This is a genomic window from Paenibacillus sp. J22P51 (assembly GCF_059692215.1).
On the sequence record NZ_JCAUAZ010000004.1, the window covers coordinates 309,506 to 327,958 of the forward strand.

Here is an 18,453-nt window from a genome sequence, read left to right on the forward strand (position 1 = left end):
CGATATGCAAAGGTGGAATTTGAGCTAGGGAGCGTGGGGAGTTTTGATTAGTTAATGAACAACATTTGACACAGTTAATACAATTCCCCTATAGTCAAAGTAATCTGATCCAAAAGGCAGGACTACGATGACAACTTATCCCTACTCACGTATCAAGGATGAAATCAAAAAGCGGATCATGGAAGGCGAATGGCTGGGCGATGCAAGGTTGCCGTCGTCGCGTGATTTCGCTAAATATTATAGCTCCAGTGTGAACACGGTGGAGAAAGCGATCAAGGAACTATGCGCGGAAGGGTTGCTGAAGCGGGATAACCGCAGGGGCACATATATAGACAAGGGTGTTACTTTCACAGGCGACCAGCAGAACCGCTCCGGATTAGTGGCGGCTTCCGTCATCGGGATTGAAAATCCGCTATGGGCCACTGCTTTGCGAGGGATTGAAGATGTGCTGCATCTGCACGGCTTTCACTTATTAAGCTACAGCGATGATCGTAATCTAGATAAGCTGGAGTCGTTAATGAAAGGTGCCGTTGCGAAAAAAGTCGACGGCGTGATCCTTAGCCCGATTTACGATACAAAGCATGAGGAACGTAATCAACGGCTGTATCAATCATTGCACACCAATGGCATCAAGGTTGTCTGTCTCGACCGCCATTTATATAACAGCGATCTTCCATATGTCACTAGCGATAATGTTGCGGGGGCATACAAACTAACGAAAATGCTGCTCGCAAAGGGACATAGACGCATTCTCTTCGTTCGCAACTCAGACTTGAGCACGTTCCATGAACGAATGCTTGGCATGAAGCAAGCGTTTATGGATACGGGGCTCCCTTTTGATGCGAATCAGGATGTGTTGATTGCAACGGAGTTTGAAAATTTTGAAGATGAGCTGGAAGCCTATAGTCACAAGGTTGCAACGTTGATAAAAGAAAGTGCATGTACCGCTATTTTTGCAGCGAATGATCAAATCGCAGAGGCGGTTATCGCAGCCACGGAGCTGCTTGCCTTCTCTGTTCCACAGGATATTTCGCTCGTCACCTACGATGCCCTGAATGTGAACCGTAAATTGAAGCTTAATATTACGGGGGTCAATCAGCCGTTCTATGATATGGGGCGAGTGGCTGCGATGCAGCTTATGCACGAGCTGAACGGGAAGGATCATTATTCCGTACAAGGCCAGATCTGCAAGGCGGATATCCACGAGGGAAATACAATTGATACAGTGAAGTGATAGAGAGAAGAGTCCTGTTTATGTGATAGGGCTCTTTTTGTTGTGTCAACTGTATTAAATAGTCGATTAAACTAATTATTTAATTGACACAGTTACTGGTTGATCATATTATTCATTTATATAAATAACACAGAAATTTTAAATCTGTATTAAAATTATTAACACAGACATTCATTCCTCAAATTAGACGGAGGTTCTCATCATGCCAGCTAAAGAATTGCTTTTTCACATAGAGAAGTGGCTCAAAGAAAAAGATCAGCACATATACAGACCGATCACTAACGTCGATTTTCAATATGTTCTCGTTAATAAATGGCTTCCCTACGAGGAAGCTGTTCAAAGCTCGTTCCAAACCATTCAACCAGGCACCCAATGGGGCAAAAGCTCACACTACGGCTGGTTCAAAGGCACAGTGGCTATTACGCCTGAGTGTGCGGGAAAACGTGTAGAGCTGCATCTGAACATTGGCGGAGAGAGTACGATTTATGTCAACGGGAAGCTGGCAGGCGCGAGCGATTTACAGCACATCGGCGTCACATTAACACGAAATGCTGTGAGAGGGGACGTATACGAGATCTTGGCGGAGGTTTATGCAGGTCATGATCGTGCACTACCCGTTTATGGATCCTCACAAGTCGTGATCGTTCAGGAAGAACTGTATCAGTTCTATATCGACCTGCAAACCTTGCTTCAACTCCGAAACGGGATCGAGCCTGCTTCCTTACGCGTTAGTGAGATCGATAAAAGCTTTCGCAAACTCATAGCCAGTTTAGACTGGAATACTAGCGACGATGCTGGACTAGCAAATTTAGCGCATAAAGGCCGGCAAATTCTGAAACCGCTGCTAGCTTGCGTGAATGGTTCTACAGTACCTAAGTTGTATATGATGGGGCAATCGCATTTGGATATTGCATGGTTATGGCCGATTGAAGAGACGAAACGGAAAATTGCTCGCACCTTATCCAATCAGATGGCGCTTCTGGAGCAGTATCCGGAGTATAAGTATGTGCAGAGCCAGCCGTATTTGTTTCAAATGGTCAAAGATCTATACCCTGAACTATATGGACGAATGAAGTATTACGTTGCGGAAGGCAGAATCATTCCGGAAGGCGGAATGTGGGTCGAGCCAGATACGAACATCCCTAGCGGTGAGAGTCTGGTTCGTCAGTTCTTGTACGGCAAAGCGTTCTTCCGCGAACAGTTCGGCGTAGATAATGAAATGCTGTGGCTGCCGGACGTGTTTGGCTATTCGGGGAGCTTGCCGCAGATCATGCGGAAGTGTGGCATTCGTTATTTTGCTTCGGTCAAAATGTATCAGACCTATGACAACGTAGCGGAACCGTTCCCTTATAATACATTTACTTGGGAGGGGATCGACGGTTCGACCGTCAATGTTCATTTACTGGATTATGGTCCATTCCCGAATCCAACAGATGCGGCATATGTCCTCCTCCAGTGGAACGAACGTATTCAAAAGCAACATATTTCCACCCGACTTGTTCAATTCGGATACGGGGATGGGGGCGGCGGAGCGAATCGCGACGACTTAGAATTCCTACGAAGATTAGGCAACTTGGAAGGTGCGCCACAGACGGAGATCGCTTCACCGATCGACTATTTTGAAGATGTGCAGCGGCGAGGCATGCCGGAAAGCCACTATGTCGGGGAGCTGTACTACCCTGCCCACAGGGGAACGTTCACCAGTCAAGCGAAGATGAAGAGCGGCAATCGTGCTGGGGAATTTGCATTAAGAGAGGCGGAGCTTTGGAACGCGATAGCATCCAAATTACATGGACATCCCTATGCCAAACAATCCCTAGCGGATACCTGGCGTCAATTGCTGCTGCTGCAGTTTCACGATATTTTGCCGGGGACCTCGATTACAAGGGTACACGTTGAGGCGGAAAAGGCTTTTGAAGACGTGCTGAATTCGGCGAATCAATCAACGGGTGAAGCGCTAAAGGCACTAGTATCGCCAACTAGCGAAAGACAGACGCTATTCAATTCCTTAGCTTGGAAGCGGTCGGCAATCGTGGAGCTTCCATCCAGCGACGGAGGAAAACACCATTCCTACTCGCAAGTACATGGCGACAAAACCTATATCCAAGTGCAGCTTCCAGCTATGGGCTATACCACATTGGATATGGCCGCAACGCGCAACGAATCCGTCATCAGTAACAAGCTTTCTGCAACACCAGCATCTCTAGAAAATCAATGGCTGAAACTCAGCCTCAACGAATTCGGAGAAATCACAAGCCTGATCGATAAAGAAACCGGCGAGGACTGGTCGAATGGTCTGTGCAACCAATTTCTCATGTTTCGCGATCAAACATCCAATTATGATGCCTGGGAAATCGACCGACGTTACGCGGATTCACCTATAGCACTTCACGAAAAAGCACGAGTCACCGTGCTAGCGGAAGGCCCTCTTTTCGCATCAATACTTGTCGAGCGCACGTTAAATCAATCTACGCTCAAGCAAGAAATCCGCTTGGAAGCGAACAGCCGACGTGTTGATTTCCGTACGAAGATCATGTGGAAAGAGAAGCACAAGCTTCTGAAGGTTGGCTTTCATGTGAACCTGCACAGCCATGAGGTCCTCAATGAGATTCAATTTGGATATGCCAAAAGGCCAAATCATTTTTCCCGTCTCCATGACGCAGATCGTTACGAAGTCAATCAACACAAATGGTCCGCCTTCGTGGAAGGAGACCGTTGCTTCTCCCTTTTGAACGATAGCAAATACGGCATGAATGCCTTAGGTAAGCATATGAATCTAACCTTGCTGCGCGCTCCCAGCTACCCGGATGATCGAGCAGATGAAGGTTTGCATGAGTTTACGTATGCGATGCACATATGGAATAAAGGCTTTATGAGCAATCCAGTTATCCAGGAGGCTTACGAGTTGAACAGTCCAATCGTAGCTGCTGCCGGCACCGTGCACCATCCCTTTAGTCTAATGTGCTGCGATCGAGCTAACATCATTCTCGACACGATCAAGCTTGCCGAAGATGGCTCCGGCGATTGGATCGTAAGAGCTTACGAAGCCAAAGGGGCAACAACACGTTGCTCACTTCACTTGGGCATAGCCATCATACAGGCTTATGAAACCGACATGCTGGAACAGAATGTCATAACAGATTTCGGAGATCTAACAGGCTCCAGTACCTTAGCCTTATCCTTTACACCTTTTGAAGTGAAGACGATTCGTATGAGATAGCCATATACGCACTGGAAAGTCCCTATGATGCAAATCAGTAGGGACTGTTCCCGTTGAAAGCGTTATAATAAGGTGCATGGGATTCGTGCCTAATATAGATTAGACATAAGGGGGAACTGGAATGAAACTTTGGCGAATCGTACAGGAAAAGAAGTATTTGCTGCGTATTTTTCTATGGATCAACTGCATTATCCTGCTCATCTTACTTTCATTTTCCAGCCTTATTTACGTAAATGTGGAGAAAAATGTGTTTCAAAGCGAATACGAGGGAAGCCAGAAGGTCTTGTCCCAAATGAAGTACAATATCGATTATTTGGACACGATGATCAGTAAGCTTACCTTTTCTACATACGGTAATAATGACGTCAAGGCGCTCATGTATTTGAATGACGAAGAGACGTATGATCATATGAATACGATTAATAAACTGAATGCGACCGTCGTCGCCAATTATCCGTTCGTTCAATCTGTCTATGTCTATAACAATCATAAGAAGATGTATTACTCCACATTCGGTGATTTGTACCATAAGGATGTTGAATTAGATAGGGTTCTCGCGGATAATCCTCATATTACGCCGTTGAAAGCGATTGTGCGGAAAATGCAAACCGGTGGCAGCAGCGCCAATCCTACGTACGATACCGTACTGAGTTATGTCATGTTTGAAAATGTGGATGAAAAAGGTGTGATGGACGGCGCTATCATTCTCAATGTGAAATTGGACTGGCTCGTCGATAACATTCGAACGATTAACCAGTTTGATTCGCGGACGCAGAGTGATTTATACATTTTAGACAATAAAAATCAGTTCATTGAAGCCGATACGAACCATTTGATCGCTGACAATGCCTCAGCAGTTACGATTAAGGAAGCCTTCGAAACGTCGGTTTCCCAAGATCGGATGCATGCGGGAGAGCCGGCTGGATTTTATGAGTCCAAAGTGAATGGTGAGAAGTTCATCGTCTCTTATATCTATTTGGAAAATACGGGATGGACGCTGTTGGAAGCGAAGCCGTATAAAGAAGTGTACGCGAATCTGAAGCAGCTGATGGATACGATTCTGTTAATTACGGGAGCTGTTTTTGTCGGGGCGCTGCTCTTAACGCTATCGGTTTCTCGAGGTATTTACAAGCCGGTCAGAAGGCTGATGGAACAGACATCGCCCGGCGGAGCGGGAAGGGATGGGTTCCTGAAGCCTGGCGTGAAAGACGAGTTTTCCTATTTGACCGAAGTGTATCGGAAGTCGAGAGAACAGCTGTATGAATACAACCTCGAGAAGAATAATAATACAAGCATCATGAAGATTTACTTTTTGAAAAAGTTGATGGCAGATAGCTACAGTATGAATGCAGCTGAATTTGAAGATGTGCTGCGACTGTTGAATGTCAACCTAATGAAAGACAAACCGTTCCTGATTTGTGTTTTGCGTATCGATGAGTACAAGAAATTCCTAAGCCATAAAAGCTTAGCCGAAAGAGAATTGCTGCGCTTCGCTATCACTAATGTTACGACGGATGCCCTATCGATAATGAGTGTCGCCCAAACCGTGGATATGAAAGATGACTCGTTCACCATTCTATTAAACATGTCTGATAGTCATGAGGAATCCGTGGAACAGGTGGAACAAGCGCTGCAGGAAGCACAGAACTACATTCAGAAGCACTACCATATCTCTTTTTCAGCGACTGTCAGCGATGTCATAAGCGAATATACAGCGATTGCTGGCGCCTATAATCATACCTTGGCTAATAGCTCCTATCGATATGTTTTTGGAACGAAGTCCGTGATTACGCAAGCACTCATTGACGCGAATACACAAAATGTAGATATTGAGCAAGTGTTGGAAATGGTCGGTAAATTTATGGATGCGGTGCCTAAGGGGCATGCGATCAAAACAGAAGAAAGACTGCGTGAAGTGTTCGGGCAGATCCGCAAGCTGGACTATGGCAGCATCATGTTGGTGAGTATGCAGGTGGTGCACCATTTGAAGAAGACGATATTTGAGATGAACCGTACGAGCAAGGAACCGATTGCAGTGCCCGCTAGACTTATGAGTCGTGAGTTGTATGAGGAAGAAACGATTGAACAGTTCGAGGGACTTCTGTTGGAAGCGGTACGCGCCATTCATAGTGAGGGAGAAGAAAAAGGGATTCAAGGCAACCAAGTGGTCGCCGATACGATCAAGGAGATCATCGATTCCAACTATTTCGATTCCTCCCTCTCTGCTGCAAGTATTTCTGAAATGATGAGACTGCCCGCGTATAAATTGAGCAAAATATCCAAGATCCATCTCGGGATGTCGATCCCCGAATATATTAATCAGGTGAAGCTGCATAAAGCAGTGGAATGGATGGAGAACTCCAAACTAAGCATCCAGGAGATCATGCAGCGCGTAGGTGTTGAGAATGAAAGTTATTTCTATAAACTGTTCAAGGCTAAGTTTGGCATGACGCCAAGGGAGTATATGGCGAAGCGGGTGCGATAAGTGGATTCGGAATCAATGCAATAAGAAGAAAACGACCCGGTTGTCCATAAATTCATGGACTTCCGGGTCGCGTCGTTTAGTTATGCAAAGACAGCGCACATTTCCCTTATAAGGTATGTGCGCTGTTTTTGCGATATTGGTGCGGAGAAGTGCCAATGTGGGTTTTGAATAACTGGCAGAAGTAAGACACATTGTTCAGCCCGACCGCCGAGGCGATGTTATGAACAGGCTCGGATGTGGTTCTGAGCAGCCAACAAGCTTCTCGTAATCGTTTGGCCGTTAAGTATTCCGTAATACTGCTGCCGGAAAATTTGCGAAAGAGATGCGACACATGCGTGGTATTTAAATGCAGGGATTCTGCTAGGTCTTCCAGTTTGAAGGGATTCTGATAGTTGTCATCAATCCATTTCATGATGTGTTCTACATGATGAATGGGGCGTTGGATGGCGGATGCGGGGTCTTGTTTATCTGGCCATTGCGCTCGCAGCCCCTGCAGGAAGGCGATCAAGAAGATCGTGAACGCTTCCATATGTTCTTCCTTGGGCGTCATCCGTAAAGCATCATCTAACTGTTTCAACTGAACATCCCATTCAGACGCTAATTCGGGCAAGTACAGGACTTGGCAGGTTAGGGTATCTTTCCACAAGGATCGAAAGAAGCTCTGCAATCTGGGCAAGGTGCTCAGCATGTTGTCTACAAGAGAAGGTTCAAATAAAAACTTCGAGCGTTCATAGGAATTGTGCGTTTTCGTATTGAGATCCATTTTGACCCGATGCAGTTGATAAGGTTGGAAGAACATTAATGTGTTTGGTTTTATCTCGTACATATAAGGATCAATGATGACGGAGCCTTCCCCTTCATGCACATAGATAAATTCCATGCCTTGGTGAGCATGATAAATGTCCCAGAAGGCAGTCGTTTGACTGTGAAACGTCATTTGGACCGGTTCGTTATTAAGTTGAAAATCCTTAATGAGAGTCAGTAGGACGACCTCCTCTAAATAAATCACAATACAACAACATTTTAACACAATGCAGGGCAAAGACAATATGATACTATGTGGCTACAATGAAATCATAATCACGATTTCATTAAGGAGCAAACTCAAATGATGACAACACGGCATTTTGACAAGCAGCAAAGTATAGAAGCTCGATGCGGCTCTAATACCCCGCGTATCTTAGAAAATATTGCTAATCACTATATCGGGACGCACCCCGCGAATTCTTTCACTTGGCGGATGTATAGCCGACAAGGATTTAGGCAAATGGCAGATGCCAGATATGATCTCAACTTGGGAGAGAAGTTTCCTGATGCGACGAATGGACAGTTTGGCTATGCCTTCACTCAAATATGGAGCGATACGGATAGGGTGATCGAGTCGGCACTAAGCTGCTATGGCCCGGCAACCGTATATGTGGATGGAAAACTGCTCTATAAGTCAGAGACGCTTGATGAGTTGAACTCTGCGAACAAACGTCATCTGAAAATACCGCTGAGTTCGGGTTGGACGACGATCCTGATTAAAATGCGTAAAACGCCAGCCGGGTTCGGCTGTATCCTAGGAACGATTCGCAGCAAATGGACTACACCACCTGCCTTATCCCCATTCAGCGAGCGAGAAGGTCAAGCAGGATGGATCTACTCACTTCCCGTAGATGAGGATGTGTTTAAAGCGCATGCGTTGCCCGTCCTAGGACAAAGTGAGATGGAGACGGGCCTTGAATGGCGACCATCGCTGAAGTGGGAAGCAGACGAGATCAGGCAACCTGTTTTCACGAGAATGTTCGGGGATCAAGTTAAAACGGGTCAATATGCATATGGTTGGACTCGTCTGCTTTGTCAATCTCCAGGAAAGCAGCGCTATTCCTTTAGAGGAACCAACCAGAGTGGAGCGCTAACCTTGTGGATAGACGAAACGGAAGTCTTTCATGCGCAGGCTTTACAACCCATTCATTTTGACATCGATCTGACCTATGGCCACCATCAACTCTTGGTGCGGTCACAAAGCGGTGGGAAGGATTGGGGCTTCCAACTATTCATCCATCAAAATGGCAAGTCATGTGAGGTTGAGCTTCCGCATCCCATCCAAGGCACAGACGAACGCTGGTTGTATGCAGGACCTTTTCAAAATGAAAGGGAATATACGCCCGCAGAATTGCAAACGATGTATACCGTTTGGGAACCAGAGAACGGAGGCCTTTATTGGCGGCTGGATCAACCGGATGCTTGGGTTCGTCCCTATATGGAGAACACGAATTATGCGCGTTGGAACTATCCGCTTGGCGTCACGCTGTATGGTTTGCTGCAGGCAGGTAGAATGCTTGGGCGTGAAGACATCGTACGTTATGTGACTCATCATATCTCGGAGTGTACCCAAATTTACGAGTATGCAAAATGGGATGGCAAACAGTACGGTTTTCCATGGGTCAATCATCAGTTAGTTGAATTGGACATGTTGGATGATTGCGGTTCGTTTGGATCTGCGATGCTCGAGGCGTATACAGAAGATCAGGAAAGTACCTATTTGGAAGTAGCTGAAGTGATAGCAGACTTCATCATGAACCGTCAGGAACGTAGAGAGGACGGGGCATTTTATCGGGAAAGTCCTGGATATTACATGGAAAAAACACTCTGGGCTGATGATTTATATATGAGCACCCCGTTCATGAAACGCTATTATTTACTCACCGGGAATATGAGCATTCTGGATGATGCAGCTGAGCAATTTATGGCCTATAAAAAGTATTTATATATGCCTGAGCTGAAAATCATGTCGCATGTTTACGATTTCAAATTTAACACGGCCACCTATGTGCCATGGGGCCGAGGGAACGGTTGGCCACTATTTTCACTGTCGGAGCTATTGGAAGTACTACCGTTGGCTCACGCTCGAAGAGGAGATTTAGTTGCATTTTTCCAAGAGTTTTGTGATGGATTACTTTCACTTCAAGGGGAAAATGGTTTGTGGCATCAAGTCCTGACCCATCCCGATTCCTATGAAGAGACCTCCTGCACAGCCATGTTCATCTACGCCTTCTGTAGAGGTTTGCGTATGGGGATCCTGAAGGATAATCGCTCCGCATTTGAAGCTTCCATTAGGCTTGGTTGGAAAGGGTTGACGAGCAATGCGATCGATCAGTACGGCAATGTACACGGGGTGTGTACGGGATCCAAATATGCGTTCACCGCTGATTATTATAAGGATGACTTGCCATGGAAGACCAACGATACACACGGTATCGGCATCGTGATGCTGGCTGGCATTGAAGTTGAACGATTGAAAAATTATTGGGCCAGTGGAGAGTGAGGTGGACCATGAGCGAAGAAGTCAGATACCATATGCTTCGCCCTGAGCAGATTATTGCGAGGAGAACGGAATGTCCGGTAGTTTACATACCTATAGGCACGCTGGAATGGCATGGCTTGCATAATCCCGTTGGAGCCGACTCCTTGCAGGCAGAAGGCATTGCCATTAGATGCGCACAAAAGGGAGGCGGACTTGTATTTCCGCCATTGTACTACGGCGAAAGCCGGGTTGAAGGCTTGATGGAAGCTAATGCGGCGGACAGACAGCAAATTGCAGAAATGATGCAGCTGAATCCTGACAATTTTCTTCCGGAACGAATGCCTTTTTCCGCTATGGAACAAGTGATCAATTACGAGAAGCTTCTCCTGCATATCCTTGCGGAAGCGGAATCGCTTGGCTTTCGGGTAGGCGTTCTAGTTGCTGGACATTATCCGCTAATCGATCATGCCAGAGCGGCTGCGATGCTGTTCAACAAACGGTTGCATAGCCGCAGCAGCAGCGGCATGCAGGCTTGGGCGTTTGTTGATTATATGCTGGTGGAAGACCGGTACGAATGTGCTGGGGATCACGCTGCTGGGTGGGAGACTTCGCACATGATGGCGCTTCATCCTGAGACGGTTAGACTGGACTTGCTTCCACCGAAAGGGGAACCGCTTATCGGCGTCGGAGGTGTGATGGATCCAAGGGATTCAAGCGCAGCTTTCGGCAATGAAACGATCGATTTGGCTGTCGATATTGCTGTCAAGGAGACGTTGCATCGGTTGGAGAACAGAAGCATGTATTTCCGACATGGGCACTCGTTTCGAGAGGGATTATGGAAACAGGGATGAATGGGGTAAGCCGTATCAGCAGGATGCGGTTTATTTTTCTAGAGAAGCTACTGGAGGGATCGTGCTGATATGAGAGACGAAAAAGATTTTGAAGGTTTGCAGCAGAATATGGCAACGGAGCACAGCTTTCTGAAAAATCGTTTTTTGCGGCCTGTGGATACGTGCAACGAGCTGAAGCATTTACTCTGGCAGGAGCTTGCACTATCCAAATTAATTGGAGGGTGGATACCGGCCATTCCGGTATATGAGCAGAAGATTCAACTTGGTCGATTATGCTATGTGCATAATCGGAATGTGAAATGCTTGTATGAACGTATCGAGGAACTGCCTGGCGGTATGCATGACAAGGATTGGATGCCTGATATCACGAGGGAGGCATTCGAAAGAATGTTCGGTGCGCCAGATGAACACACTTTTCTGGTCAGTTACTTATTTATCCTTAGACATTTGTATGCCCAATATGATGCATTGGTGGCCAAACTGGATCCAATTTTAAATGCGCCTACACTGGACCAGATCAAGATCATCTTCATGGAACGGGAAGCAACACAGCGCTGGCTGCATGAGCAATTGCAGTTTGTCCATTGTGGAAGTGAAGAAGGGTCGCGAAAGCTGGCGGAATGGGAACGGTATATCCTTACTGTCTGGGCAGTTTTCCAAGCAAATGCTCTCGTAGATGATGTGAACTCTGTGACCTGGCCAGTTAACCTGGTGCAGGATCCAGCTGGTCCGCTTCCGGAGAAGGCAAAGCTTGAAAGTAAATATCCACGATATACGAATCCAAAACCGCAAAAATCCTATACAGATACCAGTATGTCTGTGCTGCATGACAGTGTGAAACAAATGATATACATCTATGCTACTGAGATTTTTGCTGGAGAGACGTTGTCCTGCATTTATTATTATGTGGATCGGATGCCTTTGCCTTTTTACTTTGATCTGGCCCGTCACATGTGGGACGAATTTCGTCACAGTCAGATGGGTATGCGCCGTTTGCTGCAGATGGGCTATTCAGTCGACCAATTCCAGTGGCTGGGGGGTCCAGGCAAGCAGGATGTCAAAGAACATTTTACCGAATTGTATTCCAACTTAACTCTGTTAGGTGAAGCTTGCGGCTTCAAGAAGAAGCGAAAGTCGGCAGAAGCGTTTTGGAAATTTGGCGATGTATTATCTGCGATTACCTGTGAATTTGACTTGATTGATGAACGCCGCCATATTGATTTTTCTGTGAGATGGGGACCGGAGTTGTTCAAGAAGGCCGATATGATTATTACTTATCAGGAAATGGCGGAAATGACGAGAGTCCGTCGATTAACCGAACTTGAAACTGTACCCGCTGAGGAAATAGCTAAGCTCGCGAAAAACTTCCCTATTTTCTGCAGCTTCCATACATCAGAACTGGCATATCACAATTATTAAATTCATAAATGTGAAAACGTTTCATTGACGTGTATAAATGCCCGAGATATAATCATACTGTCATAGAAAACGCTTCCATGGGAGGATGGATACACATATTGCAATTCAAGAAAAGAAAGGCGGATTCATTAATAATTCTAATCAGCAAATGAAAAAGGAGGATTTTATTCAAATGGCAAACAAAATGAAACCAATTATGAGATTTTTACTTATTGTTGCAGTATTCATTTCACTTGTTCTTCCTAATTCAGCATTTGCAGCATATGTGCATCAGCCTGTCGAGATTCAAGAACCTGCATCGCCTATCCAGGTCACGGTGAACGGCAAAAATATGAAATCGGATGTATCGCCTAAGTTTATGGACGGCAAAATATGGGTATCTACCGAGGCAATTGCTCATTATTTATATTCGGTATTTTATGAGTCTATCGATGGCAAAGCATTTACTTTAAAGAATGATTTTTATGAGATGACAGCTACATATGGAAGCAACGAAGTCACATTAAAAGACGGCTCAACGGTTACGACCGAAATGCCCTTTAAAGAAGGTATTAGAAGTTTTATTCCATTGGATACTGTCATGTATGCCTTTGAAGCAACCTACACGTGGGATGCCTCGAGCAATACGGCAAAAGTTCTATATGATGAAAATCGGCATATTTCCGCTGATGCCGCTTTGCCGGTAGCCGTACCGGGTGTTGATATAACAGCCGTGGGAAAATCGAGAGACGGCTATTATAGTATTCCGAGCGATGATCCGAACGCCGAAGTAACCGTATGGCGGAAGTCAGCGGATCCGGCAAACTATGTAGTAGCCCAACCGAGAAATACCGGAAACGCTTGGTTAATAGCACCTAAGCCCGGTTATAATGCGGCAACAGGAGCCTTTGAGGGAGGCCTTAGTTATTTGTCCGGCGGCGGCAGCGACGACATCATTAGAGTGAGAATACAATACTCAGATGGCAGGCCAGATAAGGAATTTAAAACAACCATTTCCACAAGCGCTGCTCAAAGTGGTTCTGGCATACCAACTACAGGTAACGATTTGCTTTTAAGAACTACGTTCAATAATTTAAGTTTGTATCTAAATTATGCCGGTTATACGACTCCTGGAGATACGATTGCATATAAGCTTCCGACATCACCTGTCACCACCATACAGGTTGTCCCTGACCCTGCTAATGAGGTGCGATTCAGGAAAACAGGAGTTGCGACATGGGAAGACGGCCTTCCACTGGCATGGGATTCGGTCAACAAGCAGTTCAGAGGCTCTATTGTCGGTCTTGAACCCGACACGGATTATGAAGTGCAAGTTAAAGTCCTTAAGGATGGTTCTACATACACCAAGCAAATAAGAACATGGAAAGAAGACGTGCCAATTGCTAGAGATATACCTATCGCATCCATCTATGAGCCGGGAAAACCGCTGTCGGTTCAAGGGATTAGAGGAACGGAAAACGGATATATCCGAATCATTGGGGACGGAAGTACCGTTATCGAAGTAACTGACGAATTTTGGGAAGCGGTATCTATTGCGCAGTCCGAATATGTTATTTTGGAGAACTTAATGATTCGTGGAGGCAAGAGAAGCGCGATATCGGTTCTCAGTTCAAGTCACCACATCCGAATTATTAATAGTGATATTTCAAATTTCGGAAGAGAAGCAACACAATACTTAGCTAAGCAAACGGTAGTGGCAAATGCAGATCCAAACCTGGCTGTTGACTTGCGTACAGGGCAAAGTTACTCTGCCAACGCAACGCCTGTTAACAATGACTCCGGTATTTTTATCAGCGACGCAAGCAATCTCGTCATTGAAAAAAACTATATTCATGATGCAAGAACCAAAACCAATGCATGGAACGGCGGCGGCGGTAGAGCGTGGTACCCTGAATGGGACGATAAGCATCCGCAAGGTGTAAGCGCTATGTATGCAAGAGGCGGGCAAGGCGTCGTTATTCGATACAACGACATTGTCGGAAGCGATGATCATCGTTTTAACGATGCCATTGAAACTTGGGGGAATGGCGAAGTAGACGGCGGTGTTGGGAAAGATTCCGACGTGTACGGAAATTATTTCGCGTATACGCAAGATGACAGCGTCGAATTAGAAGGCTCGGATATGAACGTGAGGTTTTACAACAACAAAATAGAAGGGGTCGCTAATGGCGTAGGTCTCGATACGAACTATGTTGGTCCCATTTATTTGTATAGAAATGTCCTAACAAACTTGGGTGATGAATGGGGCTTGATTCAAGGCGCACTGAAGCACGGGGCTGCTACGAAGGAAGCGAATATGGGGTTAGGCGCTAACTATCTGTTCAACAATACAATTCTTAGCTCAGCTAGTCATATTACCCGCAAAGATAGTCAAATATACAGACCGTATTATCGCAATAATATTATCGAATCGATGGATAGTCCTTTGGCTAATGGCCAAGTCATCATTACGATTAAACACATTTACAATTATCCTGGCGCTAGCTACGATTACGACTTGTTTAACGGATCTGCGGTAACCACTAATGCTTACGGTACTACCGGTGGACCTACGCCGATTGTTGAGCCAAATGGGATAACCGGTGAAAAAATCGGAACACCTGTAACGGCAATCAATCCGGATTCAAGCAAAAAGGCCACTTTCACGAACAGAGCAGAAGGTGACTTGAGCCAAACAAGCGGAAGCCTTGGTTTTGATAAGGGCACAACGATTAATAACTTTGTAACCTCAGCCGACTACGCTGGCGCAGCACCTGATATCGGAGCGATAGAAAGCGGCAAAGATGTGATTGTTCCGACTAGACCAACCGCTTTAAGATCAGGTGGCAGTAAGTATCAGCTTAACCTTACAGGGAACACCACGCAGCAAGTTGTTATTAAAACAGCAGGTATTCCGACCGGAACAAAGTATGATTTGCGGAAGAACAGTGATTATGCTTGGTTCACCGTTACCAATTCAGAAGGAAATACCAAAGGCACTATAACTCAGGGTGTCGACTTGGTACTCACTGTAACAGGCTACCCCAAGAAAATCGGCAAAAACTTCTTAGGTGAGCAATTTGGAACAACCATTACGAAAGGTCTTGCTGACCTTGCTAATACAAAAGCGAATGTATTAACGGGTCAACCGGCAAAAGGCAAGGGAGCTTTCCTAGTAAAATTGGACGGTGGTCTTTCGTTACCAATTTCCGTTTATGTTTCGGAAGGTGACTATGATACGAACTATAGTCTTACTTATAAATACAATGACGGCGTTACATCTGATGCAAGCTTGACCGTTCATGCAAACGGAGAGTCTCTCGGTGAAATCGTTACACCTCCGACGCCGACGAGAGCCAATTATACGTTTGTAGGTTGGTTCGACGAGACGTATGCGAATAAGTTTGATTTCAGCAAAGCCGTCGAAGCGGATACGGTTCTTTATGCCAAATGGAAGCCGAGCATCCAAAATTTCACCGTCGCGTTTAACACGAATGGCGGATCGGCTGTTGCAGCAATATCCGATCTTACCAGCGGAGCAACGATTGCCAAACCGTCAGATCCGACTAGAAATGGTTATGCTTTTGACGGTTGGTATACGGATGGGGAATTCCAAAACGCTTTTGACTTTGAGACTGGCGTGATTACACAAAGCCTAACACTTTACGCAAAATGGACTTCTCTAGACACAGCGATACCCCAAACATGGGATCAAGCTGGAGTGGATGCTGTTCTAAACAATCCGAATTTTGCCGGTATTATTGACTTGTCGGGATTTACAACTTCACCAACGGGCAACGTGACAATTAACGTACCTTTAAACAAGCATCTTACAATCAAAGGCAATCCTAACGTTGAGTTTGTTGGAGTTGCCATAATTAACGAAGGCAACAACGAGTTGACAATCAACAATCTTAAAATGAAATCAGCAGATGCGCAAGCTAAAGCAGCTCTGTACTTTGCGACAGGAAGCAATAGTCTCATGCTTGTCGGCACAAACGTCATCACCACCGTACACACTGCACTCATCGTCGGCAATGGAGCGGGAATAGGCATTCCTGTTGGCAGCGCCTTGACCATCCATGCAGCGGATACAAGCCAAACGCTTACCGTTACCGGTGCCAATGAGGCTGCGGGCATAGGTGGAGGTAAAGGCAGTGCAGGCGGCGCCATTACGATCGCCGGCGGCAAGATTACGGCGACGGCCGGCGGGAATGCCGCAGGCATCGGTGGCGGTAGAGGCGGCGCAGGCGGCGATATTACGATCACCGGCGGCACGATTTCTCTTGCCAAAGGCGGCAGCAACTCTGCTGGCATTGGCGGTGGCAACGGCGGCGCAAGCGGCAACATTACCATCAGTGGTGGAACGGTTACTGCCACAGGTGCTAACGGTGCAGCAGGCATCGGTGCCGGCGCCCTCGGTACGGGCGGCAACATCACGATCACCGGCGGAACGATTACGGCGGGCGGCGGTTCCTCCGGTGCAGGTATCGGCGGCGCAAGCGGTAACATCACCATCAGCGGTGGAACGATTACAGCCACAGGCGGCGGTTCCGCAGGCGCAGGCATTGGCGGCAGTACGGGCAACGCAGGCGGCAACATTACCATCACCGGCGGAACAATTACGGCTATCGGCGGTGGCAATTCAGCCAACGCAGCCGCAGGCATCGGCGGAGGTAAGAATGGCGCAGGCGGCAATATCATCATCAGTGGCGGAACGATAACGGCTACAGGTGGCGGCGTGACCACCGCTATGGGCGCAGGCATCGGCGGCGGAGAAAACGGCGCAAGCGGAAGTATACTGATTTATGGCGAGAATACCCAGGTCACGGCTATTGCTAAAGCGGCCTCAGCATCCAACATCGGTGCAGGTTCTGGCGCAACTTCAACGGGGAACGTCTTTGTGGCATTGCCAAAAGGCAAACTGAGAAGCCTAACTGCCGATCTAGGCAATACGGTTGCATTTTCGTCAACTACGGGTTCACAAGGCACGGTAACAGCGGAATTACCTTCTCCGCTGAATGCTGCTCCATTCTCGGCATCCATAGGCGTGTTATCAAACCTAAATACAACACCGACGAACATGTCCGTTATCACTTCGCTTACGGATAAAGAAGTTTTGTTTGGATATCCGAACGCTACGCCTATTAAGAGGACGGGGGCTGAACTTGCAACGGTTGGTGCGGCCGTACCATTTGAGGTAATCCAAACTGCCTTAAACAAGTACAAGGTTGAGTTTATCGGCTTTGACGGTTCGACTGTTGTACAGACACTGATTGTCGAAGAAGGCAAAACAATTGATTGGACCATGGTTAACGCTGTGGAATACAACACGAACACCGATGTATGGATGGGTTGGTATATAGCCGAAAGCGGCAATCCATTTTGGGGTATGAATGAACCTATCACCCAAAATTACCGTTTAATGCCGTGGGTAGAGAGAAAGGAATACACCGTCAAATTCGTTATTGACGGCAGTGACGTTCAAGCACAAAAAGCAACGCATGGCTCATTTGTATCAGCACCTGCAAGCCCGACGAAGAACGGCTATAATTTCGAAGGTTGGTTCGAGGGCAATGCAAGCGAGGCATTTGACTTCATTAACACGCCAATAATAGGAGACATCGAGCTGACAGCGAAATGGGCGCAAAAATATGATATAGAAATTACAAGTGTGTCCCCGGGTAATGGGCAAGGCAATGTGAATTTTGCCATTCTTTCATCAAACGGCAACGGTTATAAGGTGTTTATAGCAAACAGCAAAGATGGAGAATTCACAGAATACAGCAATGTCAATTACAACGCCAAAGGGGCGCACATCAAGGGGCTTACAAACGAAAAGAGCTATTATGCGTATATCGAATATACAGATAAAACAGGCACTATAAGAAGCAACACTGTTGAGATAAAACCGAGCAAGTAGGTTAACTGACAGCAATTAAATCGCTCCCTCCTCACTTTATTGGTTAAATTACG

Annotated in this window: 8 protein-coding genes; 7 read left to right on the plus strand and 1 reads right to left on the minus strand. The window is 46.4% G+C overall.

The window, feature by feature from the left end:
* Positions 1-127: 127 nt before the first annotated feature.
* The 3 genes from AC58QC_RS12300 to AC58QC_RS12310 all read left to right on the plus strand — a co-directional run bounded on the left by AC58QC_RS12300 (position 128) and on the right by AC58QC_RS12310 (position 6,939).
* A complete protein-coding gene (locus AC58QC_RS12300; RefSeq protein ID WP_497415428.1) occupies positions 128-1,234 on the plus strand; it encodes a GntR family transcriptional regulator in 1,107 nt (368 codons plus the stop codon).
* 202 nt (positions 1,235-1,436) lie between these two features.
* Complete coding sequence (locus AC58QC_RS12305; RefSeq protein ID WP_497415429.1) at positions 1,437-4,454, plus strand: alpha-mannosidase; 3,018 nt, start codon at positions 1,437-1,439, stop codon at positions 4,452-4,454.
* Between the two features lie 121 nt (positions 4,455-4,575).
* Positions 4,576-6,939: a helix-turn-helix domain-containing protein gene (locus AC58QC_RS12310; RefSeq protein ID WP_497415430.1), complete on the plus strand. Its 2,364-nt coding sequence runs from the start codon at positions 4,576-4,578 to the stop codon at positions 6,937-6,939.
* 106 nt (positions 6,940-7,045) lie between these two features.
* Here the strand turns inward: AC58QC_RS12310 and AC58QC_RS12315 are convergent, their stop codons facing one another.
* Positions 7,046-7,948, minus strand: a complete 903-nt coding sequence (locus tag AC58QC_RS12315) for an AraC family transcriptional regulator (protein WP_497415431.1) — start codon at positions 7,946-7,948, stop codon at positions 7,046-7,048.
* 99 nt (positions 7,949-8,047) lie between these two features.
* Here AC58QC_RS12315 and AC58QC_RS12320 point away from each other — a divergent pair, with 99 nt between their 5' ends.
* The 4 genes from AC58QC_RS12320 to AC58QC_RS12335 all read left to right on the plus strand — a co-directional run bounded on the left by AC58QC_RS12320 (position 8,048) and on the right by AC58QC_RS12335 (position 18,400).
* The gene (locus AC58QC_RS12320; RefSeq protein ID WP_497415432.1) at positions 8,048-10,249 is read left to right on the plus strand and encodes a glycoside hydrolase family 88/105 protein; all 2,202 of its coding nucleotides are present in this window, start codon (positions 8,048-8,050) and stop codon (positions 10,247-10,249) included.
* 8 nt (positions 10,250-10,257) lie between these two features.
* Positions 10,258-11,079, plus strand: a complete 822-nt coding sequence (locus tag AC58QC_RS12325) for a creatininase family protein (RefSeq protein WP_497415433.1) — start codon at positions 10,258-10,260, stop codon at positions 11,077-11,079.
* A 69-nt stretch (positions 11,080-11,148) separates the two neighbouring features.
* Positions 11,149-12,498 carry a hypothetical protein gene (locus AC58QC_RS12330; protein ID WP_497415434.1) on the plus strand — a complete coding sequence of 450 codons (1,350 nt, stop codon included), beginning with the start codon at positions 11,149-11,151 and terminating at the stop codon, positions 12,496-12,498.
* Between the two features lie 172 nt (positions 12,499-12,670).
* A complete protein-coding gene (locus tag AC58QC_RS12335) occupies positions 12,671-18,400 on the plus strand; it encodes an InlB B-repeat-containing protein (RefSeq protein ID WP_497415435.1) in 5,730 nt (1,909 codons plus the stop codon).
* The last annotated feature ends 53 nt before the right edge of the window (positions 18,401-18,453 follow it).